General features: G+C 60.3%; 19 protein-coding genes. 10 read left to right on the forward strand and 9 right to left on the reverse strand.

The window, feature by feature from the left end:
* Positions 1-106: 106 nt before the first annotated feature.
* Positions 107-3,064 carry an autotransporter outer membrane beta-barrel domain-containing protein gene (locus POF45_RS15650; RefSeq protein WP_282316091.1) on the forward strand — a complete coding sequence of 986 codons (2,958 nt, stop codon included), beginning with the start codon at positions 107-109 and terminating at the stop codon, positions 3,062-3,064.
* A 139-nt stretch (positions 3,065-3,203) separates the two neighbouring features.
* On the opposite strand, the gene oadA is transcribed toward POF45_RS15650, so the two are convergent.
* Both oadA and POF45_RS15660 read right to left on the reverse strand, forming a co-directional pair.
* Positions 3,204-5,012: a sodium-extruding oxaloacetate decarboxylase subunit alpha gene (oadA, locus tag POF45_RS15655; RefSeq protein WP_259497709.1), complete on the reverse strand. Its 1,809-nt coding sequence runs from the start codon at positions 5,010-5,012 to the stop codon at positions 3,204-3,206.
* Between the two features lie 11 nt (positions 5,013-5,023).
* Entirely contained in the window at positions 5,024-6,439 is a 1,416-nt protein-coding gene (locus tag POF45_RS15660) for an acetyl-CoA carboxylase biotin carboxylase subunit (RefSeq protein WP_259497711.1), read from the reverse strand.
* A gap of 190 nt (positions 6,440-6,629) precedes the next feature.
* On the opposite strand from POF45_RS15660, the gene POF45_RS15665 reads away from it, so the two are divergent.
* Positions 6,630-7,592: a LysR family transcriptional regulator gene (locus POF45_RS15665; RefSeq protein WP_282316092.1), complete on the forward strand. Its 963-nt coding sequence runs from the start codon at positions 6,630-6,632 to the stop codon at positions 7,590-7,592.
* On the opposite strand, the gene POF45_RS15670 is transcribed toward POF45_RS15665, so the two are convergent.
* Together POF45_RS15670 and hexR are read right to left on the reverse strand one after the other, a co-directional pair.
* Entirely contained in the window at positions 7,534-7,746 is a 213-nt protein-coding gene (locus POF45_RS15670; protein ID WP_282316093.1) for a PA3496 family putative envelope integrity protein, read from the reverse strand. The genes POF45_RS15665 and POF45_RS15670 overlap by 59 nt on opposite strands.
* Before the next feature lie 277 nt (positions 7,747-8,023).
* On the reverse strand, positions 8,024-8,890 hold the full coding sequence (hexR, locus tag POF45_RS15675) for a transcriptional regulator HexR (RefSeq protein ID WP_007954250.1): 867 nt from the start codon (positions 8,888-8,890) through the stop codon (positions 8,024-8,026).
* A gap of 351 nt (positions 8,891-9,241) precedes the next feature.
* On the opposite strand from hexR, the gene POF45_RS15680 reads away from it, so the two are divergent.
* Positions 9,242-9,556: a hypothetical protein gene (locus POF45_RS15680; protein WP_259497718.1), complete on the forward strand. Its 315-nt coding sequence runs from the start codon at positions 9,242-9,244 to the stop codon at positions 9,554-9,556.
* A gap of 53 nt (positions 9,557-9,609) precedes the next feature.
* Here POF45_RS15680 and POF45_RS15685 read toward each other — a convergent pair whose 3' ends face one another.
* A complete protein-coding gene (locus POF45_RS15685) occupies positions 9,610-12,480 on the reverse strand; it encodes an EAL domain-containing protein (protein WP_259497719.1) in 2,871 nt (956 codons plus the stop codon).
* Between the two features lie 258 nt (positions 12,481-12,738).
* On the opposite strand from POF45_RS15685, the gene uvrD reads away from it, so the two are divergent.
* The 4 genes from uvrD (at position 12,739) to POF45_RS15705 (ending at position 17,105) form a co-directional block, all read left to right on the forward strand.
* Positions 12,739-14,922: a DNA helicase II gene (gene uvrD / locus POF45_RS15690; protein ID WP_282316094.1), complete on the forward strand. Its 2,184-nt coding sequence runs from the start codon at positions 12,739-12,741 to the stop codon at positions 14,920-14,922.
* A 148-nt stretch (positions 14,923-15,070) separates the two neighbouring features.
* Positions 15,071-15,511, forward strand: a complete 441-nt coding sequence (locus POF45_RS15695; RefSeq protein ID WP_282316095.1) for an EamA family transporter — start codon at positions 15,071-15,073, stop codon at positions 15,509-15,511.
* A 177-nt stretch (positions 15,512-15,688) separates the two neighbouring features.
* Entirely contained in the window at positions 15,689-16,561 is an 873-nt protein-coding gene (locus POF45_RS15700) for a Tim44 domain-containing protein (RefSeq protein WP_282316096.1), read from the forward strand.
* 136 nt (positions 16,562-16,697) lie between these two features.
* On the forward strand, positions 16,698-17,105 hold the full coding sequence (locus tag POF45_RS15705; RefSeq protein WP_053163993.1) for an SMI1/KNR4 family protein: 408 nt from the start codon (positions 16,698-16,700) through the stop codon (positions 17,103-17,105).
* Between the two features lie 21 nt (positions 17,106-17,126).
* Here POF45_RS15705 and POF45_RS15710 read toward each other — a convergent pair whose 3' ends face one another.
* Positions 17,127-18,890: a cation:proton antiporter gene (locus POF45_RS15710; RefSeq protein WP_282316097.1), complete on the reverse strand. Its 1,764-nt coding sequence runs from the start codon at positions 18,888-18,890 to the stop codon at positions 17,127-17,129.
* A 285-nt stretch (positions 18,891-19,175) separates the two neighbouring features.
* On the opposite strand from POF45_RS15710, the gene POF45_RS15715 reads away from it, so the two are divergent.
* Positions 19,176-19,658, forward strand: coding sequence for an acyl-CoA thioesterase (locus POF45_RS15715; RefSeq protein WP_034149366.1), 483 nt, complete (start codon positions 19,176-19,178; stop codon positions 19,656-19,658).
* Positions 19,659-19,804: 146 nt separating this feature from the next.
* On the opposite strand, the gene pdxY is transcribed toward POF45_RS15715, so the two are convergent.
* Positions 19,805-20,677, reverse strand: a complete 873-nt coding sequence (gene pdxY / locus POF45_RS15720; RefSeq protein ID WP_282316098.1) for a pyridoxal kinase PdxY — start codon at positions 20,675-20,677, stop codon at positions 19,805-19,807.
* A gap of 118 nt (positions 20,678-20,795) precedes the next feature.
* Here pdxY and POF45_RS15725 point away from each other — a divergent pair, with 118 nt between their 5' ends.
* Entirely contained in the window at positions 20,796-21,209 is a 414-nt protein-coding gene (locus POF45_RS15725; protein ID WP_259497733.1) for a DUF3301 domain-containing protein, read from the forward strand.
* Positions 21,210-21,283: 74 nt separating this feature from the next.
* Here the strand turns inward: POF45_RS15725 and POF45_RS15730 are convergent, their stop codons facing one another.
* Complete coding sequence (locus tag POF45_RS15730) at positions 21,284-22,249, reverse strand: CobW family GTP-binding protein (protein WP_282316099.1); 966 nt, start codon at positions 22,247-22,249, stop codon at positions 21,284-21,286.
* Between the two features lie 27 nt (positions 22,250-22,276).
* On the opposite strand from POF45_RS15730, the gene POF45_RS15735 reads away from it, so the two are divergent.
* Positions 22,277-22,636 carry an NADH:ubiquinone oxidoreductase gene (locus POF45_RS15735; RefSeq protein WP_282316100.1) on the forward strand — a complete coding sequence of 120 codons (360 nt, stop codon included), beginning with the start codon at positions 22,277-22,279 and terminating at the stop codon, positions 22,634-22,636.
* Positions 22,637-22,761: 125 nt separating this feature from the next.
* On the opposite strand, the gene zigA is transcribed toward POF45_RS15735, so the two are convergent.
* Complete coding sequence (gene zigA / locus POF45_RS15740; RefSeq protein WP_259497738.1) at positions 22,762-23,967, reverse strand: zinc metallochaperone GTPase ZigA; 1,206 nt, start codon at positions 23,965-23,967, stop codon at positions 22,762-22,764.
* Positions 23,968-23,981 lie beyond the last annotated feature (14 nt).

The raw sequence follows: 23,981 nt of genomic DNA on the forward strand, positions 1-23,981 counted from the left end.
AATTCGAAACATCCGCAAAACAATGTCTCCACCCAAAGACATCATTCTGTAAACCCCACTCGCTATACAGGACGCCCCCCGATTACAACAAAAGGCCGTCCTGCTCATGCCCTTCTCGCCCCAGCGTCTCGCTCTGACCATCGCCCTGCTGATCAGCGCCAACACCGTCAACGCCAAAAACCTGCAGATCGACACCCCCACCACCGCTGCACAAACCCTCGGTGGCAGTGACACCCTGACGATTTCCGCCCCAGGCAGCATCACCAACGCGGGCAAGACCGTGAGCCTGAAGGACAGCACCAGTGGTGTCGGCGTGGTCATCGATAACTCCGGCAAGATCATCTCGACTGGCGGTCGGGCGATCGACAGCAGCGGCGAACTGACTCAGGCGCGCAACTACAGCCTCTACAACCGAGCGGGCGGGCAAATCCTCGGTTTTAACGACGCGCTGCGCATCGACAGCAACTTCGCCAGCGGCAGTCTGTTGATCGATAACAGCGGCACCATTCGCTCCACTACCGGTCAGGGGCTGGACCTTGATGCCCTGCGCAGTGACGGGGTCAAGACCACCATCATCAACCGCGCGGGCGGGTTGATTCGTGGTGATGCCAGCGACGGAATGAAGACCGGCGCCAACGCGACGATCACCAACTACGGCGAAATTTCGACCGGCGACTCGCACAACGCGGACGAGAAGTTCGACGGCATCGATATCGACAGCGCCACCGGAGTGAGCGTGACCAACTACGGCAGCATTTCCGGCGGCCGTCATGGCATCACCACCGACCTCGGCGCGACGCTGGTGAACTACGGGCAGATCACCGGCCGCAACGGTTCTGGCTTCGGTTCCGATGGCGACGGTACGGTGATCAACCATGGCACGATTACCGGCGCCTATTCCGGGCTACAGCCCAACGGCGACGGCGATGGTGTGGACATCGACCATATTGGCCACATCGAAAACTACGGCACCATTCAAGGCGTCGGTGCCGGTGGCGTGGACAAGGGCGGGTTCGCCAACGGCAGCGAAGGCATCGCGTTGGGCGGTGGCTATATCCTGAACGCCAAAGGCGCGCTGATCAGCGGTGCCAACAGCGCAATTCTGGTGGACGACGGCAGTGGCGGTTCCGGGGTGGCGGCGACCACCCTGGAAAACTACGGCACGATTCAGGGCCTGAACGGTTTCGGCGTGAAATTTGTGGGCGAGTTCGCCGACAACGTCATCAACGGCGGCACCATCAGCGGCAGCAACGGCCTGGCCCTGGACTTGGGCGGCGGCAATGACAGCCTGACTTTGCGCCACGGCAGCCGCTTCATCGGCATGGTCGACGGCGGCAGCGGCTACGACCGCGTGGTGATGGACGATGCGGCGGGCGGCAGTTTCGGTGACAGTCGCAACTTCGAGTGGCTGGAAGTGCGGCAAGGCGCCTGGACGCTGACCGGCAGCGGCGACTTCAGTGACGGCGGCGCGGTGCGCAACGGCGCAACCCTGATCAATCAGGGCGGCATCGCTGGCAGCATGACCGTGGACGCGGGCGGTGTGTATGCCGGCGGCGGGTCGGTGGGCAATCTGCTGGTCAACGGCACCCTGCAGACCAACACCCGACTCGGCACCGCGACCGTGGTTCACGATCTGACCTTCGGCAGCGGCGGCACCCTGGCCTATGGCGTCAATGCCGATGGCAGCAGTGCACCGGTCATGGTCGGCGCCACCGCCACTCTGAATGGTGCCACCCTGGCGGTGAACCCCGGCAGCGGCACTTATCCGTGGCAAAGTCGTTACACCGTGCTGCAAGCCGCGAGCATCAATGGCACCTTCGGCAAGGTCACCAGCGATTACGCATTCCTGACGCCCACCCTCGCCTATACCCCGACTGCAGTCGATCTGACCTACACCCGCAACGACGTGGCGTTCAACGAACTGGCGATCACCGGTAACGGCAACAAGGCCGCCAACAGCCTGGCATCGATGGGCAAAAACAACGTCCTGTATAACGCCTTGCTCAATACCACCCACACCAGCGCGGGGGCGGCCATTGAGCAACTGGCCGGTGCCAGCAACGCCAACCTGACCAGCGCCACCCTCGGCGCCAGCAGTCAGATCGGCACCAGCATGCTCTCGGCCATGCAACAAATGGGCAGTGGTTCGGGGCTGATGGTGGGGCTCAATCAAAAAGACACACCAGTGCTCGCCGCCACCGGCGTGCCGTCGGACGCGCGCAATCTCAACGACCCGAACGCTCAGGGCCGACTCTGGCTACAAGCCATTGGCGGCTACGGCAAGCTCGACGGCGAACACGGCAACAGTGGTCTGGAGCAACGCACCAAAGGCACCGTGCTGGGTGCCGACTGGGCCCTCGATCCGCAATGGCGCCTTGGCGTACTGGGCGGTTACTCCAAGACTGATCTGGACGCGACGGGTGTCGATGGCAATGTCGAAAGCTGGCACGCCGGCGTGTATGCCCTGCGCCAAAGCGGCCCGTTTGCCTTGCGCTTGGGCGCGGCCTACAGCGGCCACCAAGGGGAAAGTAAACGCACGGTCGCCTTCAATGGTTTCAGCGACCAGCCAAGGGGCGATTACGACGCCAGCAGCCAGCAAGCCTTTGCCGAACTCGGCTATGCACTGGGCAATGGCCGACTCAGCGCCGAACCGTTCGCCAGCCTTGGCTATCAGCGCTACCACCGCGACCGCTATCAGGAAAAAGGCGGTGCCGCGGCGCTGCAAGTCGACGAGCAAACCCAGGACAACTTCAGCAGCACGTTTGGTGTACGCCTGGCGCACCTGAGCACCCTGAACAACGGCATGAGCCTGACCCCGCGCATGACCGCCGGCTGGAAGCACACCTACGGCGATGTCAGCAGCTCCACGCGCCAGGCCTTTGTGGTCGGCGGCACGGCGTTCAACGTTGATGGCAGTTCGCTGGATCGGGACAGCCTGGTGCTGGAGGCGGGGCTGGATCTGGGGATCTCGGCGCGGCACACGATTGGGGTGGGCTATAGCGGCGAGATGGGCAGCAACAGCCGTAATCACGGGTTGATCGGGCAGTGGCAGATGGCGTTTTAACGGATACACCACCCAATCAAAATGCGGGAGCGAGCAGGCTCGCTCCCACAACGGGTATCAGGGGTGTTCAAAAAACAGGCAAAAAAAAGGGGAGCACATGCCCCCCCGAGGTTTAAAGCGGTCTGTCGAGGCTGTTATCTCAGCCTTCGATCTCGATCAGGATTTCGCCCGGATTCACCCGGTCGCCCTTGGCCACATGGATGGCGGTGACTTTGCCGGCGATGGCGGCCTGGACTTCAGTTTCCATCTTCATCGCTTCGGTAATCAGCACTGACTGGCCGGCTTTCACGGTGTCGCCTTCCTTGACCAGCACATCGACGATGTTGCCCGGCATGGCGGTGCTGACGTGGCCCGGTGCCGAGGCCTGCTTACGCTTGCTGCTGCCACCGCCGACGAATTCATTGAGCGGTTCGAACACCACCTCTTCCGGCATGCCGTCGATGGACAGGTAGAAGTGCCGCTTGCCGCCCGCCTTGACGCCGACACCGGTGATGTCGACGCGGTATGTCTCGCCATGGACGTCGATGACGAACTCGGTCGGCACGCCTTCGCCACCGGCGGAAGTCACGCCACCGGCTTCAGGAATTGGCAACAGCACTTCCGGAGTCAGGGTGCCGGCTGCGCGCTCTTCGAGGAACTTGCGACCGATGTCCGGGAACATGGCGTAGGTCAGCACATCCTCTTCGGACTTGGCCAACGCGCCGATTTCTCCGCGCAGCTTGGTCATTTCCGGCTTGAGCAAATCAGCCGGACGGTGATCGATCACCTCTTCGCTGCCGATGGCCTGACGCCGCAGTTTCTCGTTCACGACACCCGGCGCCTTGCCGTAGCCACCTTGCAGGTAAAGCTTCACTTCGTTGGTGATGGTCTTGTAGCGCTCGCCAGCCAGCACGTTGAAGAAGGCCTGGGTGCCAACGATCTGCGAAGTCGGCGTTACCAGCGGCGGGAAGCCGAGGTCTTCACGAACGCGCGGGATTTCCGCCAGCACTTCGCTCATGCGGTTCAGCGCGCCCTGCTCTTTCAACTGGTTGGCCAGGTTGGAGATCATCCCGCCCGGCACCTGGTTGACTTGCACGCGGGTATCGACCGCGGTGAATTCGCTTTCGAACTGGTGGTATTTCTTGCGCACGGCGTAGAAGTACAGGCCGATCTCTTGCAGCAGTTCCAGGTTCAGGCCGGTGTCGAACTCGCTGCCTTTGAGGGCGGCGACCATCGACTCGGTGCCCGGATGGCTGGTGCCCCAGGCGAAGCTGGAGATCGCGGTATCGATGTGATCAGCACCGTTTTCAATGGCCTTGAGTTGGCACATCGCGGCCAGACCCGCCGTGTCGTGGGAATGGATGAACACCGGCAGCGATTGCTCGGCCTTCAGCGCCCTGACCAGCTCGCCCGTGGCGTAGGGCGTCAGCAAGCCAGCCATGTCCTTGATCGCCACGGAGTCGCAACCCATGGCTTCCATTTGCCTGGCTTGCGCCACGAACGCCTCAATGGTGTGCACCGGGCTGGTGGTGTAGGCAATGGTGCCCTGGGCGTGTTTGCCGGCGGCTTTTACCGCTTCGATGGCGACCCGCAAGTTACGCACGTCGTTCATGGCGTCGAAAATACGGAACACGTCGATGCCGTTGACGGCGGCCTTGGCGACGAAGGCTTTGACCACGTCGTCGCTGTAGTGACGGTAGCCCAGCAGGTTCTGGCCACGCAGCAGCATTTGCAGACGGGTGTTAGGCAAAGCCGCGCGCAGTTGACGCAGGCGCTCCCACGGGTCTTCTTTCAGGAAACGCACGCAGGCGTCGAACGTCGCGCCGCCCCAGACTTCCAGCGACCAGTAGCCGACTTTGTCGAGCTTGTCGCAGATCGGCAGCATGTCATCGGTGCGCATGCGGGTGGCGAGCAGCGATTGGTGGGCGTCGCGCAGGATGGTGTCGGTGACAAAAATTTTCTTGGACATTGTTCTATTCCTCACAGGCCTGCGTGGGCGGCGATGGCGGCGGCGATGGCCAGGGCCAGCTCTTCGGGTTTGCGCTTGATCGAGTAGTTGGTCAGTTCAGGGTGGCTTTCAACGAAGCTGGTATTGAACTGGCCGCTACGGAATTCCGGGTTACGCAGGATTTCCTGGTAGTACGCGGCGGTGGTCTTGACCCCTTGCAGACGCATGTCGTCCAGGGCCCGCAGGCCACGGTCCATCGCCTCTTCCCAGGTCAGCGCCCACACCACCAGTTTCAGGCACATGGAGTCGTAGTACGGCGGGATGGTGTAGCCGGTGTAGATCGCCGTGTCGGTCCGCACACCGGGGCCACCGGGGGCGTAGTAGCGGGTGATCTTGCCGAAGCTCGGCAGGAAGTTGTTTTTCGGGTCTTCGGCGTTGATCCGGAATTGCAGCGCGAAACCACGGTGCTGAATGTCTTCCTGTTTCACCGAAAGCGGCAGGCCGGAAGCGATGCGGATCTGCTCACGCACGATGTCGATGCCGGTGATTTCTTCGGTGATGGTGTGCTCCACCTGCACCCGGGTGTTCATCTCCATGAAGTACACCTCGCCCTCGGCGAGCAGAAACTCCACGGTGCCAGCGTTCTCGTAACCCACGGCCTTGGCGGCACGCACCGACAGGTCGCCGATGTAGGCGCGCTGTTCCGGGGTCAGTTGCGGACTCGGGGCGATCTCGATCAGCTTCTGGTTACGGCGCTGGATCGAGCAGTCACGTTCGAACAGGTGCACGACGTTGCCGAAGCTGTCGCCGAGGATCTGCGCTTCGATGTGCTTGGGATTGACGATGCATTTTTCCAGGAACACTTCCGCCGAACCGAAGGCCTTGGTGGCTTCGGAAATGACACGGGGAAAGGCTTGTTCGAGTTCTTCGCGGCTGTTGCAGCGACGAATGCCGCGACCGCCACCACCGGAAGTGGCCTTGAGCATCACCGGATAACCAATACGCTCGCCTTCGACCAGCGCTTCGGCGATGTCCGCCACGTTGCCTTCGGTGCCCGGAGTGACCGGCACGCCCGCCTTGATCATGCTGCGGCGCGCTTCGGTCTTGTCGCCCATGCGGCGAATCACTTCAGCCGATGGACCAATGAATTTGATTCCGCGTTCGACGCAGATGTCCGCCAGTTCGGCGTTTTCCGAGAGAAAACCGTAACCGGGGTGCAATGCATCGCAACCGGTCTCCACCGCCAGGTTCACCAGCTTGCGCGGGTTCAGGTAACCGGCCAGTGGCTCGGCACCGATGCTGTGGGCTTCGTCCGCCCGCTTCACATGCAAGGCATGACGGTCGGCGTCGGAGTAGATCGCAACCGAGCGAATACCCATCTCGGCGCAGGCACGCACGATTCGTACGGCAATCTCACCACGGTTGGCGATCAGGATCTTTGTTATCACTTGGAAATTCCCTTGAGCCGGTGGCACCACGACCTGCTGCATCCAGGTCGACGCGTGACTAAATGTTTCAATTTAGTCGCAGCCCCACACTAGCCCCCACAAGGGATTAACAAAAATGAATAATAATTGGGTCAGGCATAAGTAAAGACTTATAGTTGAATTATCAGCCTGCCGTCAGAGCCTATAAAAAATGCGTAAGTCCTTGATGCGTATGACATTGCGTCAATTGCAGATTTTCAATGAGGTCTGTGATTTGCGGTCCTACAGCCGCGCGGCTGACGAAATGTCTCTCACACAACCGGCCGTTAGCCTACAGATTCGGCAACTTGAGGAGCTGATTGGTCAGCCGCTGTTCGATTACGTCGGCAAAAAACTCTACATGACCGAGGCCGCCGAAGCACTGCAACGCGCCAGCCGGGATATTTTCGGACGCCTGGAAAACCTCGACATGCAGCTCTCGGACATGCAGGGCTCGTTGCAGGGCCAGCTGAAGCTGGCCGTGGAGTCCAGCGCCAAGTACTTCGTGCCGCACCTGTTTGCCGCCTTCAAGCGCCAGCATCCGGAAGTGAATCTGCACCTGACCGTGGTCAATCGCGGGCAGGTCATTCGGCGCCTGTCGGACAACCGTGACGACCTGGTGATCATGTCGATGGTGCCGCAGGACATGGGCCTGGAATTCCTGCCGTTTCTCAACAACCCGATTGTCGCCGTGGCGCCACCGAATCATCCGCTGTGCCACATGGGACCGTTGCGCTTGCAGGATTTGGAGCCGTACACGCTGCTGCTGCGCGAGCCCGGCTCGGGCACGCGAATGGCGTGCGAGGAATATTTCAAAGAGAAGCGCGTGCACTTCACCCAGACCCAGGAAGTCTCGTCCGCCGAAGCCCAGCGCGAATGCGTGTTGGCGGGTCTGGGCCTGGCCTTGTTGACGCGCCACGCCCTGAACCTTGAATTGGCGACCGGCGCACTCATCGAGTTGCCGATCGAAGAGCTGCCGCTGTACCGCAGCTGGTGCCTGGTGCAGGCCAAGGCGAAACGGCTCTCACCGGTGGCGCACGCGTTCCTGGCGTTTATCCGCAACGAACGAGTGCAGATCAGCGCGTTGGTTGAGCGTTTCGACGGGAAGTTGCCGGTGCTGCCTGCCAGTAGTTGAGTTCAGGCTCGTCAGCAAAGTCGCCGATCTCGGCCAACAGTTGGCGGCGTTCACAGCGATCTTCGATAGCGCGGCGAAATTCCATGCGGCGCTGGTCTTCCTGCTGACGACGGGTTTTGACGGCGCTGTTGCGTTCTTCGTAGGGCTGGGCCATTTCGAGTCTCCCAAGTCGAGTACGGGAGTTTCAAGATAGGCGCGGGGGATGACGGTTTGGCGGCGGGACCGTGACAAGGATGTGAATTATCCACGCACTGAAGGACGCCATCGCGAGCAAGCTCGCTCCCACAATTGATCGGCTGTGTTGCACACATCGTGCGTGCGCCACAGGGGGGCTATGCTGGGCAAAAATGATGTGCCTGGCACAAAACCAATGTGGGAGCGAGCCTGCTCGCGATAAGGTCGGAACGACCTTCCGGCCATTCGGATCAAGTTCAATCGTCCAGCGCTTTCACCGACTTGGGCGATAGCCGCAAGCTGCGAAGGCTGCGTTTGACGCTCTTGAGGTGGTTGACCAGGCTCGGCCCACGCGCCATGGCCACGCCCATCGCCAACACGTCGATCACCACCAGATGGGCGATTCGCGAGGTCAGCGGCGTATAGATTTCGGTGTCTTCGTGCACATCGATCGCCAGGTTGACGGTCGACAACTCAGCCAACGGCGTCTGGCTCGGGCACAACGTGATCAACGAGGCGCCGCTTTCGCGCACCAGGTTGGCGGTGATCAACAGGTCCTTGGAGCGCCCGGACTGGGAAATGCAGATCGCCACATCGGTCGGCTTCAGGGTCACCGCCGACATTGCCTGCATGTGCGGGTCGGAGTAAGCCGCCGCCGTCAGCAGCAGACGGAAAAACTTGTGTTGGGCATCCGCCGCCACCGCACCCGACGCACCAAAGCCGTAAAACTCGACACGCTGCGCCTGGGACATGAGCGTCACTGCCCGCTGCAACTCCAGTGGGTCGAGCTTCTCGCGAACTTCCATCAGGGTGTGCAGGGTCGTGTCGAAGATTTTCAGGCTGTAGTCGGCGACCGAATCGTCTTCATGAATCGCGAACTGGCCGAAACTGGCACCCGCCGCCAGGCTCTGGGCCAGCTTCAGCTTCAGATCCTGAAAACCGGAACAACCGATGGCGCGACAAAAACGCACGATGGTCGGCTCACTGATGCCCACGCTGTGGGCCAGATCGGCCATGGAGCTGTGCATCACCGCCGCAGGATCAAGCAGCACGTGGTCTGCGACCTTGAGCTCCGACTTGCGTAAGAGGTGGCGTGACTGGGCGATGTGTTGCAGCAGATTCAAAGGGGTCGACTCTTTGTTATTGGCAGGTGCCGGGGATGTAGCACGCTTGTAGTTATACTACATGAATCGTCTTTTTGCCTGCTCAATACGTAACCTCATCCCTCGATTTCAGGTGCGTGTGCCTCATGTAGCCCCCAGGCACGACTTTCGACCGACCCCGCGATGAATTCCTCCAAAGGCCGCCGACGCCCCCTGCTGCACCACCACTAGACAATCGACGAATACGGACCGACCGAGCATCTCAAATATACACTTACAACTGCGAATTATATATTTCAAACATATCAAACACCCATTAGCTATAGTGTTCGAGCAGGATGCACTTATTCTTAATTACAGGAGTTAAACATTATGGCTATTACAACTAAAAACTGGGTTGCGCAAATTGACCGCATGCCCGGCGCGGCGTCTTTTCGCACGTACGGCACCGTCAGCGTGGCCCATACGGGCATTACCCCAAAGCTCGTTCTGAGCGAGATGCAAGACAAGTCTTTCGATCTGCGACTTGAATTGATACTTGAAACGTCCAGCGAGATTTCCCTGCAAGTCATCACCGATAAACAGGTTGAATATAAAGTGCTGGGGGATTCCAATGTTTCCGGCGTCAGCATCTTCTACAATGGCGAACTTCTGCACCATATTGATGATGTACTGATTACCCATTAATAAAAAATCAACTTCCCCGCCGGACCCCCGCACAGTGGTCGTTCGGCGGATCTTCATTCAGGAAGCGGCCCTCGTAGCAGGCTGGCCAGCGCATCGGCCTCGACCGGGCGACTGATCAGGTAGCCCTGTACTTCATCACAGCCCTCGGCCCTCAGAAACTCAAGTTGCTCCGGCCGCTCCACGCCTTCGGCCACCACTTTCAACGACAAGCCGTGAGCCATCGCAATGATTGCCCGGGTGATCGCCGCATCTTCGCTGCCCTGCCCCAGACCACGGATAAACGCCTGATCGATTTTCACGTAATCCACTGGAATACGCTTGAGGTAGCTCAGTGACGAATACCCGGTGCCAAAATCATCGATTGCCAATTTCACGCCCAGGTCACGCAGCTGCTGGAAGGTCGCAATGATGTGTTCGACGCTGTCCAGCAACTGGCTCTCGGTCAGTTCCAGTTCCAGATAATGCGGCGCCAGACCGGTCTCTTCCAGCACCTGGCGCACCAGACTGACCAGTTTGCCCTGACGCAATTGATGTACCGACAAGTTGACCGAAATCCGGATCGGCTCAAGCCCCTGACGCTGCCACTCGCAGGCTTGCCAGCAGGCCTGGCGCAATACGAACTCGCCAATCGGACCGATCAGCCCGGTTTCTTCCGCCAGCCCGATGAAATCCCCCGGTGGCACTCGCCCCATGCTGGGATGATCCCAACGAACCAGCGCTTCGGCAGCATGAAGGCGGCCAGTGGCGAGGCACAGCTTCGGTTGGTAAAACACCTTCAACTGCTTTTCTTCGATGGCTTTGCGCAGTTGGTTTTCCAGCTGCAAATGCTCAAGGGTGCTGGCTTGCAGGCTGTCGGTGTAGAACTGGAAGTTGTTCCCGCCCAAGTGCTTGGCATGCTGCATGGCCATGTTCGACTGACTGACCAGCGCGGAAATGTCCCGGGCGTTGTCCGGCAGCAGACTGATGCCCATGGACGCACTGATCACCAGTTCATGCCCCTCGACGGTCACTGGCACCCGCAGCTTGTTCGACAGCCGGGTCGCCACCCGCGCCAGGCTCGACAGGTTGCCGTAGGCATCGAACAACACGGCAAATTCGTCACCCGACAGCCGCGCAATGGTGTCCGCTTCCGGCAACGCATTCACCAGCCTGCGCGCCATTTTCTGCAACAGCAGATCGGCAATTTCATGGCCAAGGCTGTCGTTGAGCAACTTGAAGCGATCCAGATTGATGTGCAGCAGCGCCAGGCTGCGGCGACCGCCCTGACGCACGCGCTGATGGGCCTCGTGCAGTCGCTCGCGGAACAGCGAACGGTTGGCCAGCCCAGTGAGTTCATCGTAAAGCGTCAGGTATCGCATGCGCTCTTCGGATTCGCGCCGAGCCGAAAGATCGGCGAAGAAGCCGACTATATGACTTACATTTCCCCGAGTATCGCGCACGGCGTTCAATTGCAGCCATTGTGGATAAAGCTCGCCGTTCTTGCGGGTTTCCACCAGTTCGCCCTGCCAACTGCCGTGCTGCTCCAGCGCCTGGCGGATGGCAAGGTAGTGCCTACGAGCGTCGCGACTGCACGGCAACTCCACGATATTGCGCCCGAGCATGTCGTCGATGTCGTAGCCAGTGACCCGGCTGAAGGCCTGATTGATGGCGATCAGCGCATAATTAGGGTCGAGAATCACGATGCCTTCACTGGCGGCCTCGAACACCGTCGCCGCCAGTTGTCGTTGTTCCTCCTGCTCTTTGCTGGCACTGATGTCCCGGCGAGTGCCGACCATGCGTATCACACGCCCACTTTCGCTGCGCTCCACCGCTCGACCGCGGTCTTCGATCCACACCCAATGCCCATCGCCATGGCGCACGCGGTACTCGATCTGGTAGTCCTCGGTCCGCCCTTTCAAATGCTCGACCAGTGCCCGCTTGAGCGGCAGCAGGTCATCGGGGTGCAAACGGGGCTTTAGATGCTTGAGCAGCGCCGTCACGTACTCCGGCGCCAGGCCGAACAGCTCCTGAATTTGCGTGTGATGCACTTCATCGGTCTGCAGGTTCCAGTCCCACAGCCCCAGCTCACTGGCCTTCAACGCCAGCGCCAGGCGCGCTTCGCTTTTGCTTAGCGCCTGGCTGGCCACATCCAGTTCCAGACTGCGCTGGGCGACACGGCGCTCAAGGTCGATCTGGATTTCCCGAAGCTCATCCTCGGCGCGACGGCGTTGCTCGATTTCCTTGGCCAGTTCCTGATTGAGCTGATCGCTGCGGCTTTGCGCCTGCTGCAAATGTTCGATCAGTGCCTGATTCTGGAATCGGCGCAACAAGCCGCGATCAATCAGCCGATTGACCTGCCAGGCCACCACACTCAACGAACCCAGCAGAATCAAGCCGAACCAGCCCCAACCGTGCTGCTCATCACCACCGCCCCAAAACAGATAACCGATGGCCGGCAGCAGACAGGGCAAGGCAAACGATAGAAAAGCCGGCAGGCTGACCGCGTAGGCAACACTGGCCGAGAGGGTCGCAGCGCCGATCAGGCCGAACACCCAGGCTTGCTGCATAAAGGTATCGGCGGGCACCAGCGCAATGCCGGCGCCGGCCAGGGTCAGGCCGGTCATGGCCGAACCGAGCAGAAACATGCGCCGCCACACCGGATGGGCCTGGCGATTGGGTATCGCCGAATCGAAGGCCGCCACCTGAATCACCCGCAACGCCACCAGCGACAACAGCCAGACCAGCCAGATACTGACCAGGAAGTAGCGTTGCGGGCTCCAGAGCAGACCCGCGCAGACCAGACCGTTGATCAACATGAACAGCGTTGGCAGCAACGACCCCTGATACAACAGGCGCGTGCGTTCGACCGCCATTTCCATGGCGTACTGTTTGCGGATAACCCGGGGCTCCACAGAGGGGCCCGACGGATCGGAACTGAGAGTCATAGGCAATATTCTTGTTCTTATAATGAGCGTGGCGAGCCCGAATTGTGCACGGAGCATACACAAGCAAGGACGCGGGCCAAACTGCCCCAGGTCATAAAACAGACAAAAACATCAACCGCCAACGCGGCTGGAAAAGCGCCAAGGCAAGCCCCGCCAACGCTTGCAGCCAGTGACCGACCGGTCGTCCTCCCCGCATCTTTCATCGGCTAAATCAAAGCGGGGTTTGCCCGGTGTGGCGCCGCCCCCTAGAATGCCCCGATGCGCGATGATCTCTCCCTTCTGCTGAACTCCCTCAACGATGCCCAACGCCAGGCCGTAGCTGCCTCCGTGGGTCGTCAGTTGGTCCTGGCCGGTGCTGGTTCCGGTAAAACCCGAGTGCTGGTGCACCGCATCGCCTGGTTGATCCAGGTCGAGAACGCCTCACCCCACTCGATTCTGTCGGTGACCTTCACCAACAAGGCCGCGGCCGAGATGCGCCATCGCATCGAGCAACTGATGGGGCTGAACCCCGCCGGTATGTGGGTCGGCACCTTCCACGGCCTGGCACACCGCCTGCTGCGGGCGCACTGGCAGGAGGCCGGGCTGAGCCAGACCTTCCAGATCCTCGACAGCGACGACCAGCAACGGCTGGTCAAGCGGGTGATCCGCGAGCTGGGCCTGGACGAGCAACGCTGGCCGGCCCGTCAGGCCCAGTGGTTCATCAACGGGCAGAAAGACGAAGGTCTGCGCCCGCAACACATTCAGGCCAGCGGTGATCTGTTCCTGGCAACCATGCGCAGCATTTACGAAGCCTATGAGGCCGCGTGTCTACGCGCTGGCGTCATCGACTTCTCCGAGCTGCTGCTGCGCGCCCTCGACCTGTGGCGCGATAATCCGGGCCTGCTGGCGCATTATCAAAAGCGCTTCCGACACATTCTGGTGGACGAGTTCCAGGACACCAACGCCGTGCAGTACGCCTGGTTGCGGCTGCTGGCCAAGGGCGGCGACAGCCTGATGGTGGTCGGCGACGACGACCAGTCGATCTACGGCTGGCGCGGGGCGAAAATCGAGAACATCTATCAGTACTCCGACGACTTCCCGGACGCTGAAACCATTCGTCTGGAACAGAACTACCGCTCCACCGCCGGCATCCTCAAGGCTGCCAACGCCCTGATCGCCAACAACACCGGGCGCATGGGCAAAGAGCTGTGGACCGACGGCGGCGAAGGCGAAGCCATTAACCTGTATGCCGCGTTCAACGAACACGATGAAGCACGCTACGTGGTGGAAACCATCGAAAGCGCGCTGAAAACCGGCTTGGCTCGCAGCGATATCGCGATTTTGTACCGCTCCAACGCCCAATCCCGCGTTTTGGAAGAGGCCTTGCTGCGCGAACGCATTCCGTACCGCATCTATGGCGGGCAGCGCTTCTTTGAGCGGGCAGAAATCAAGAATGCCATGGCCTACCTGCGCTTGCTGGAAGGCCGTGGCAACGATGCGGCGCTGGAGCGGGTGATCAACGTCCCGGCGCGTGGCATCGGCGAGAAAACCGTCGAGGCGATTCGCGACCATGCCCGTCACAGCGACGTGTCAATGTGGGAGGCCATGCGTCTGCTGGTCGCCAATAAAGGCCTGACCGGTCGCGCGGCCGGGGCGCTTGGGGTATTTATCGAGCTGATCGAGAACCTCGCCGCCAAGTGCATGGACATGCCCCTGCACCTGATGACCCAGACGGTCATCGAACAGTCGGGGCTGATCGCCTATCACGAAGCGGAAAAAGGCGAGAAAGGCCAGGCCCGGGTAGAAAACCTTGAGGAATTGGTCAGCGCCGCCCGCAACTTCGAAAACGCTGAAGAAGACGAAGACCTGACGCCACTGGCGGCCTTCCTCGGCCATGCCTCGCTGGAAGCCGGTGATACCCAGGCCGACGAACATGAAGACAGCATTCAGCTGATGACCTTGCACAGCGCCAAGGGGCTGGAATTCCCCTACGTGTTCCTGGTGGGCATGGAAGAAGGCCTGTTCCCGCACAAGATGAGCCTGGAAGAACCTGGCCGTCTGGAAGAGGAGCGCCGCCTGGCCTACGTCGGCATCACCCGCGCGATGCAGAACCTGGTGATGACCTACGCTGAAACCCGACGCCTGTACGGCAGCGAAACCTACAACAAGGTGTCGCGTTTCGTACGCGAAGTGCCGAAAGGCCTGATTCAGGAAGTGCGGTTGTCCAACAGCGTCAGCCGGCCGTTCGGCGGCGGTCAGCAGCAGAGCTCCAGCAGCCTGTTCGGCGGCAGCGAAATCCCGGACACCGGTTTCAGCCTCGGCCAGGCCGTACGCCATTCGGTGTTTGGCGACGGCGTGATCCTCAACTTCGAAGGCGCCGGGGCCCAGGCCCGGGTGCAGGTAAACTTCGGCGAAGGCAGCAAGTGGTTGATGCTGGGGTATGCGAAGCTGGAAGCGATCTAAAGGCCCTGCAGAGGGCTTATGTGGGAGCGGGCTTGCCCGCGAAGGCTGCACCGCGGTTTGTTCAGAAACACCGCGTTATCGTTCTTCGCGGGCAAGCCCGCTCCCACAGGGATCCGTATTCGACAGGAAAATCCGCGAGAACATACAAATGGGCACAAGCTTCTTTTCCTCCTGGACATTCTGGGCCCTGCTGTCGGCGGCATTCGCCGCCATGACCGCGATTTTCGCCAAGATCGGCATCGAAAACGTCAACTCCGACTTCGCCACCCTGCTGCGCACCGTTGTGGTATTGGTCAGCCTGGCCTTGATTTTGTACGCAACGGGCCAATATCAGTCATTAGGATCGATATCCGCCAGAAGCTATCTGTTTCTCCTGCTTTCGGGCCTGGCCACCGGCGCCTCGTGGATTTGCTATTTTCGGGCGCTGAAACTCGGCCCGGCATCGCTGGTCGCTCCGGTGGACAAGCTCAGTGTGGTGCTGGTGGCGGTACTCGGCGTGATCCTGCTGGACGAGAAACTCGACCTTCGCCAATGGGGCGGCATCGGCCTGATCACGGCCGGCGTGGTGATGCTGGCGTTGCGACGCTAGGCAAATTTCTCGCTGAACCTATCCACTTGTCCTACAGCCAAAAGTACATGGCCTTATTGCCCCGACGCAGCTGAACGCAACCTGTCAGGCAAAAGCCCGAAACACTATGCCGCTAGCCAGTAACTGTTCAGCTGTGCAACATGGCGCGCGTGCCATCCACAAATGGGAATTCCCTTTATGAAACGTTTTCTTAGCATCGCCATGGCGTTGTGCATCGGCCTGACGATGAGCCTCGACGCCAACGCCAAGCGCTTTGGTGGCGGCAAAAGCGTCGGCGCCGCGCCGACCCACCAAACCAGCCAAATGGCCCCGGCTTCTTCGGGCGTGGGCGGCGCTGCGGCGACCGCTGGTGCGGCCGGTGCCGCTGGCGCTGCTGCCAAGGCCGGGGGTGCTTCGCGCTGGCTCGGCCCTCTGGCCGGTATCGCGGCCGGTGGCCTGCTGGCCTCCATGTTCATGGGCGGCGGCTTCCAGGGCATGCAGATCTTCGACATCCTGATCATGGCGGTCATCGCCTTCGTGATCTTCCGCTTCATTGCCGCCCGTCGACGCAAGCAGCAGGAGCATCTGGCTCCGGCCGGCGCACCGATGCAGCGTGAAGTGTTCGAGCAGAAGCCAGCCATGGGTTCGATCTTCGGCGGTTCGGCCGCACCGGCTGCCGCTCGTCCGGTAATCAATGCACCGGCCTGGTTCAATGAGCAGAACTTCATTGAAGCAGCGCGCAACCACTTCCAGTCCCTGCAGCAACACTGGGACGCCAACGAAATGGACAAGATCGCCGAGTTCGTGACCCCGCAGATGCTGGAGTTCCTCAAGCGCGAACGTGCTGACCTGGGTGACGGCTTCCAGTCCACCTACATCGACAACCTCACCGTGCAACTGGACGGCGTGGATGATCGGGCGGACAAGACCATCGCTACCCTGACCTTCAGCGGCGTGTCGAAGTCCTCGCGTTTCGACCAGGGCGAAGTGTTCAGCGAAAGCTGGAACATGGAGCGCCCACAAGGCGAAAACCAGCCTTGGCTGGTAGCCGGTATTCGCCAGAACGGTTGAACCGACCCACGCTGACAACGCTCCTACAAAAACCCCGGACTTGTCCGGGGTTTTCTATTTCACGGTTACATCCATAGCGAGCTACTGTATAAACCGCCCCAACTAAACCGCGCCATCAAGCAAGAGGATCCCGGACGTGGAAGAAATCATCGAACAACTGCGTGAAGCCAACGAACCGGTACCGGTCCCCTTGGAGTTGCCCGACGAAGATCAACTGGTAGAAATCGAAGAACAACTGTTCATCGACATTCCATTCGTCTTCAGGGAATTTTTGCTGACCGTCAGCGATGTGGTCTATGGCAGCCTGGAGCCGGTGACCGTCACCGATCCACAGTCCCACACCTACCTGCCGGACGTTGCCGCCAACGCCTGGGATGCCGGTGTCGACCGCAGCCTGATCCCTATCTGCCAGGACGGTGATGACTATTACTGCGTCGAAGAGGACGGCACCGTGGTGCTGTGGCAAGCCGAAGAAGAGCTGATTGCCGAAGAAACCTGGGAATCGGTATGGCACTGGGCGCGGGACGTCTGGCTGGAAAGCTGATCCGTCAGACTCTGGTCCCGGTCAATGCCCGGTGGAATCCTTGTGGTTATCCAGGGTTTCCAGCAACGCCACCTGCATACGCGTGTGCACGCGAATGAACCAGCGCCAAAGCAGTGCTGCCACGGCGGCCGCTACGACGGCGATCAGCACCAGCAACTTGTTGGTCGGCAGAATACTGGCCGACAAGGCTGCCAGCAGCAGGAAAATCACCAGCAGCGAGAGAATCGGGATCACTTCGGCGATCACCCGACGCACTCGCTGCGTGTGGCGGCCCACCATCTCCGGCTTTACGCCCATTTCCGCCAGCAGCATCGACAGCGCCTTGAGCTTTCGATAAGCGGCGATCAGGAACGGCAACGACAACAGCAACGCCACGCCCCAGATCAACGCCTTTTGCCAGCTCGGGTCGCTGATCCAGTCTTGCAGGTAAGCCGACATCCGTTCGGCAAAGAAGGCCCCGGAAAAGAAAATCGCGATTACCAGCGCCAGATTGACCCCCACCTGCAGCACAATTCGCCGAATCATCGACGCCAGCAGCGCGCCCTCGCCTTGCGGCTGAATGCTGCGCAGCCATTCGCCGTACATCCCCAACACCCGGCTCAGCCGTTGTGGCATCACGGCGGCCAGCTTGATCGACAGCGGGTCTGCCGAGCGAATGAGGTACGGCGTCAGCAATGTGGTCAGCACCGACACGGCCACGGCCACCGGGTACAGGAAGTTACTGGTGACCTGCAGGGTCATACCGAGGGCGGCGATGATGAAGGAAAATTCGCCAATCTGTGACAGCCCCATCCCGACCCGCAGTGAGGTACGTCCGTCATTGCCGGCGATAAAGGCACCGAGACCGCAGGACAGCATCTTGCCCAGCACCACGGCCACGGTGATCACCGCGATTGGCCACGCGTATTGCAGCAGGATCATCGGATCGAGCATCAGGCCGATGGCGACGAAGAAAATGGCGCTGAACAGGTCGCGAACCGGCTCGATCAGGCACTCAATCTTCAGCAGCTGTTTGGATTCAGCCATGATCGCACCGATCAGGAAGGCGCCCAGGACCATGCTGTATTCAAGCTTGACCACCAACAGACAGAAGCCGAAACACAGCCCAAGCACGGTAATCAGCAGCATCTCGTTGCTTTCGAATTTGGCCACGTAGGCCAGCAGGCGCGGCACCAGCAGGATGCCAATCACCAGCGCGACAATCATGAACAGCGACAGCTTGCCCACCGTGGAGAACACTTCGCCGGAACTGACGGTGCCGCTGACGGCAATGCTTGAGAGCAAGGCGATGATGCCGATGCCGAGAATGTCTTCAACGATCAACACGCCGAAGATCAGTTGCGCAAAGCGCTCGTTCTTCATCTTCAGGTCGTTGAGTGCCTTGACGATGATGGTGGTCGAGGAAATCGCCAGAATCGCGCCGAGGAACAGTGAATCCATGGTGTTCCAGTCGAACCATCGACCGATTTCGTAGCCGATCCAGATCATCAGTACGATTTCCAGGAACGCCGCGATGAACGCCGTGGCACCGACCTTGAACAGTTTGCGCAGGCTGAACTCCAGCCCAAGGCAGAACATCAGGAAAATCACCCCCAGTTCAGCGAGGGTCTTGATGGTTTGTTCGTCGTGAATCAGCCCGAATGGCGGCGTATGCGGGCCGATGATGAAGCCGGCAACGATGTAACCAAGCACCACCGGCTGTCTGAAACGGTGAAAGAGCACGGTGACTACGCCCGCAACCAACATGATCACTGCCAGGTCCTGAATGAAACTGATGGCATGCATGGCGTGGCGCTCCTTGGGTGACGTAGCTCGACCAACAGACACGGAAACGTCTGAACGTGCAGCGTAAAAATCCGCTTTATGCGTAGGAAATGCCTTTGGGATGGGCTTTTGAAGGGTAACACCGCGACTTCCGGCTGAAAGGCGGTGCAATATATGGAAACAGATCGATCCGAGCGTGACGGCAGCCACCTGCCCGGCGTCCCGATAACTGTTGGTTTTGAATAAACCGACCACGCACCCGCAGAGGTGCGCTCCCAAAACCCTGCCTTGACCCGTGAGAACGCTATGGAACCCGGAAACGCCCAACTGTCGATGACGGTACTGATGACCCCCGACATGGCCAACTTCTCTGGCAATGTCCACGGCGGCACCCTACTCAAGTACCTCGATGAAGTGGCCTACGCCTGCGCCAGCCGTTATGCCGGCCGCTACGTGGTGACCCTGTCAGTGGATCAGGTGATTTTCCGCGAGCCGATCCATGTCGGCGAACTGGTGACGTTCCTGGCGTCGGTCAACTACACCGGCAACACGTCCATGGAAGTAGGCATCAAAGTGGTGACCGAGAACATCCGCGAACGCTCTGTGCGCCACACCAATAGCTGCTTCTTCACCATGGTCGCGGTGGATGACCAGCGCAAACCAGCCGTCGTCCCGCCGCTGCAACCGCAGAACAGCGAAGACAAGCGCCGCTTCATGCAGGCCCAACAACGCCGGCAGATTCGCCAGGAGCTGGAAAAGCGTTATCAGGAAATCAAGGGCGACGCCTGAGTGCGTCAGTCGGTTTGATGGCGATTTTTAGATAGCCTTCGCGAGCAGGCTCGCTCCCACAGGGGATCCAGGGCGTACACAGAATCTGTGTTCACTGGAAGATCAATGTGGGAGCGAGCCTGCTCGCGAATAGAGTCAACGTCGACTCAGAGGCTGATCGCCACCGCCTCAAACCGCACCCGCGGATGGGCGATCCGGTCCTGCGCCCGCACCAGTTCCAGCTCATAGCTGGCGCACGCCTGGGTTTCCAGCAGCACTTCATGCACCGCCGCCGCGGCGAATTCGAAGGCCACCACCAGGCTGTCACCCAACAGCACGCGAGCCAGGAACAGCCCCGACGTCAGGTCACCCACGCCCACCGGCTGACGCGGAAACGCCAGCAGCGGACGCCGCAGGTGCCAACTTTCGTCGGCCGTCACCAGCAACATCTCGAAAACGTCCGCCGGCTTGCCGGGGTAATCCAGATGTTTGACCACCACCGCCTTCGGCCCACGGGCCAGCAACGCGCGCGCCATGGCCAGGCAATCGAACAGCGACTGTGGCTTGCGGCCCAGGAAACTGTCCAGTTCCAGCTGATTGGGGCACATGAAATCTGCTACCGCGGCCGCTTCTTCCAGCAAGAAATCGCTGACCTCTTGTGGCACGATGCAGCCTTTCTCCGGGTGGCCCATCACCGGGTCGCACAGATAAAGCGCCTTGGGATTGATCGACTTGATCCGCGCAACGCCCGTCAGGATTGCCCGGCCCTGCGCAGCGCTGCCCAGATAGCCGGACAACACCGCGTCGCAATTGCCCAACTCGCCAATCGCCGCGATGCCTTCCACCAGTTCGGGGATCTGGTGTGGCGGCAGTATTTCACCGGCCCATTGCCCGTACTGGGTGTGGTTGGAGAACTGCACGGTGTTGAGCGGCCAGACGTTCACCCCGACCCGCTGCATCGGGAAAACCGCGGCGCTGTTGCCGGCGTGGCCGAACACCACATGGGACTGGATGGCGAGCAGATGGGGCGTACGTTTCATGCGGTGGGTTCCGTAAAACGATTGAAATTCGAGCCGCGCAGTATGCGACTAAACGCAGCCTGTACGACAGACCGGCGACACAGTTAAGCTGACGCTATCTTGTTGGAGCACCCTGTTGATGCTGACCCTCGGAAATATCTTCGTGTTGATGCTGCTGGCCACCGGTGCTGCGTGGCTGTGGCACAACCACGGCTTGCGCGAGCGGGCGCTGGCACGGGTCAAACAGCATTGCGCCAAGCTCGAAATCGAGCTGCTGGATGGCAATGTGGCACTGAAAAAGATCGGTTTTATCAAAGATGCCAAGGGCCGTCGACGCCTGGCCCGTGTGTATAACTTCGAATTTACCGTGACCGGTGAAAACCGCCACAACGGCACCATCACCCAGTTCGGCGCCCACAGCGCGCACATCGAACTGGCGCCCTACCCGATGCCGTTCGACGACACCCCGCCCGTGGTCGAGGTCATGAAACCACGCGCCGAAGTGATCGAGTTGAGCCAGTGGCGGCAGGATCACACCAAGACGCGACCATAAATCCAAAAAAACCAGCCTACATCTGGAATGCATTCCAAATGTAGGCGCTGTCGAAGGCTGCGATCTTCTGATCTTCAACCCAACAGGCAGCCGGCCAAACCTTTCTGTAATACATCAGCTTCTTGCAACTCCCCAAAAATCAGCTCAATCCGCGAATCCCGCCGCCATTCACTGACCCGCCAATCCGGCACCGAGTTATCCAACGCATTCGCCGACACCCAACCGTCCCGGCTGTGGATAACCAGCTTCGCCCGCCGCCAGGCCAGGCTCTCCAGCCAGCCCGCAACGAGTGCCACATCAAACATCTGGCTCGGATGCCAGCGCCAGCCAATACTCCAGCCGCCTTCCTGTGCCTGACTCAAGCAAATCGGCACAGCTGGATTGGTCCAAAGGGCCGGCATCTGCCCCAATCCCTTCGGTAACACAAAGTTATCCACAGCCGCGACCGCCCGAGCGTCGAGCCCCGGCAACTCGCTCAAGGGCATGGCAGCCTGCTGCGTCCAGCACAGTGGACGTAGAGGCAACTGCGAAGCAATGCGCTGACGATCAGCGTCATTCAGGTTTTCCGACTTGTTCAGCAACAACAGACCTGCGCTCTTCAATGCGTCCTGCTGGGCCGCTGGCAGGGGTTTTCCAGCGGCCAGCGCCTGGGCATCCAGCACCAACACACAAGGTTGAACCGCCAGAACCCCAAGCCACGGCGCCTCATTCAACTGGCGCAGCAACTGCGCCGGATGCCCCAGCCCCGAAGGCTCGATGAACAGCCGATCAGGCCGCGCCTTGCGCAGCAACCGCCCGAGGCCGACCTGAAACGGCGCACCGTTGACGCAACACAAACAGCCCCCGGCCACTTCGCCCAGTGCGATACCATCGGCCTCCCGGCTCAGCAGCGCGGCGTCGAGGCCGATCTGGCCGAACTCGTTGATCAGCACCGCCCAGCGCTCGTGGGCCGGCCGCTGCGCCATCAGGTGCCTGATCAGGCTGGTCTTGCCAGCGCCCAAGGGGCCGGCAATGACGTGAGTGGGGATGTTCTGCAACATGGTCGAAGTTTTCTGAGGAGATAAGGGATGCGTTGGACGGGATTGTCGTTGCTGCTGGCGTTGCTGTCAGGTGAGGCGCTGGCTCAGGCCTGCGTGGTTCATAGCCACGCTGAACGCCTTGATGTGAAAGTCTGCCAGCAGAACCGCAATATCCCGCAAAAACTGTTCGCCGATGGCTTCTGCCAGCCCAATCTGCCCGGACAGAAAGTCGAAGTGCAGTACGTCGACCGATGCCCCACCGGCGCCTTCGGCGTGTGCAGCAACGCCCAAGTTGCCAATATGCCTTACCGTCAGGATATTCACTATTACGGCGTCGCCACCGATGCGGCGTATTTGAAGCCGTATTGCGAAGCCCAGAGCCAGGGCAACTGGCTCACACCTCCCTAATGCCGATCAGTTAAGGCACAACACCTGTGAGAGCCCAGTGGCTGGTTCAGGGATTGCAGGGTTTCTCCATGGTATTGGTGGGGCGTTCGCGAGCAGGCTCGCTCCCACAGGGTTTAGAGCGAGCATCAGGCGGCCTCTTCATGCCAGGGGCCGAACGGGTCTGCCAGTTGGCTCCAGCCTTCGGCGCCCAAGGCCATTTCTTCGTCGGTGAGCAGGCAGCTGTCGAGTTCGGCGGTGAGTTGGGCGAAGTCGATGTTCTGGCCGATGAACACCAGTTCCTGGCGGCAATCTCCGGTAGCCGCAGTCCAGTTCTGCATGATCCCGGTGGTGCTTTCTTCGTCTTGCGGCCACTGCGTCTTGGGCACGAAGCGCCACCAGCGCCCGGCGAAACCGTGGCGCATCAAACCGCCCGCCTGGGACCAACTGCCGGCATCCATGGGTTTGCTGGCCAGCCAGAAGAAGCCCTTGGAGCGCAGCAGTTTGCCGTTTACCCAAGGCCGGTCGATAAAGCTGAAAAAACGCTGCGGGTGAAACGGGCGGCGGGCGCGATAAGCAGTGGACGCGATGCCGTACTCTTCGGTTTCCGGCACGTGTTCACCACGCAGTTCCTGCAACCAGCCCGGTGCCTGTGCGGCTTTCTCGAAGTCGAATCGACCGGTATTGAGGATTTTTCCCAACGGGACTTCACCCATGACCATCGGGATGATTTCCGCCTGGGCATTGAGCCGTTCGAGGATGGCGATCAGTTCCTGTCGCTCTCGACTGCTGATCAGGTCGATCTTGCTGATCAGGATCACGTCGGCGAATTCGATCTGCTCGATCAGCAGGTCGGTGATCGAACGCTCGTCGTCTTCTCCCAGGGTCTCGCCACGGGAAGCGAGGCTCTCGGCGGCCTGGTAATCGAGCAGGAAGTTCATGCCGTCGACCACCGTGACCATGGTGTCGAGACGCGCAATGTCCGCCAGGCTTTGCCCTGCTTCGTCGCGGAAGGTGAATGTTTCTGCCACGGGCAACGGCTCGGAAATGCCGGTGGACTCGATCAGCAGATAATCGAAACGACCGTCCCTGGCAAGTTTGCCGACTTCTTCGAGCAGGTCTTCGCGCAAGGTGCAGCAAATGCAGCCGTTGCTCATCTCGATCAGTTTTTCTTCGGCGCGGTTCAGGCTGACGTCGCGCTGTACTTCACTGCCATCGATGTTGATTTCACTCATGTCGTTGACGATGACCGCAACACGCAGGTGTTCGCGATTACGTAGTACGTAATTGAGAAGTGTACTTTTTCCGGCACCGAGAAAGCCGGAGAGCACGGTCACGGGAAGACGATTGGGCATCAGTTATTCCTCAC

Origin of the sequence: Pseudomonas fungipugnans (assembly GCF_029955235.1) — a bacterium.
Classification (GTDB): Bacteria; Pseudomonadota; Gammaproteobacteria; order Pseudomonadales; family Pseudomonadaceae; genus Aquipseudomonas; species Aquipseudomonas fungipugnans.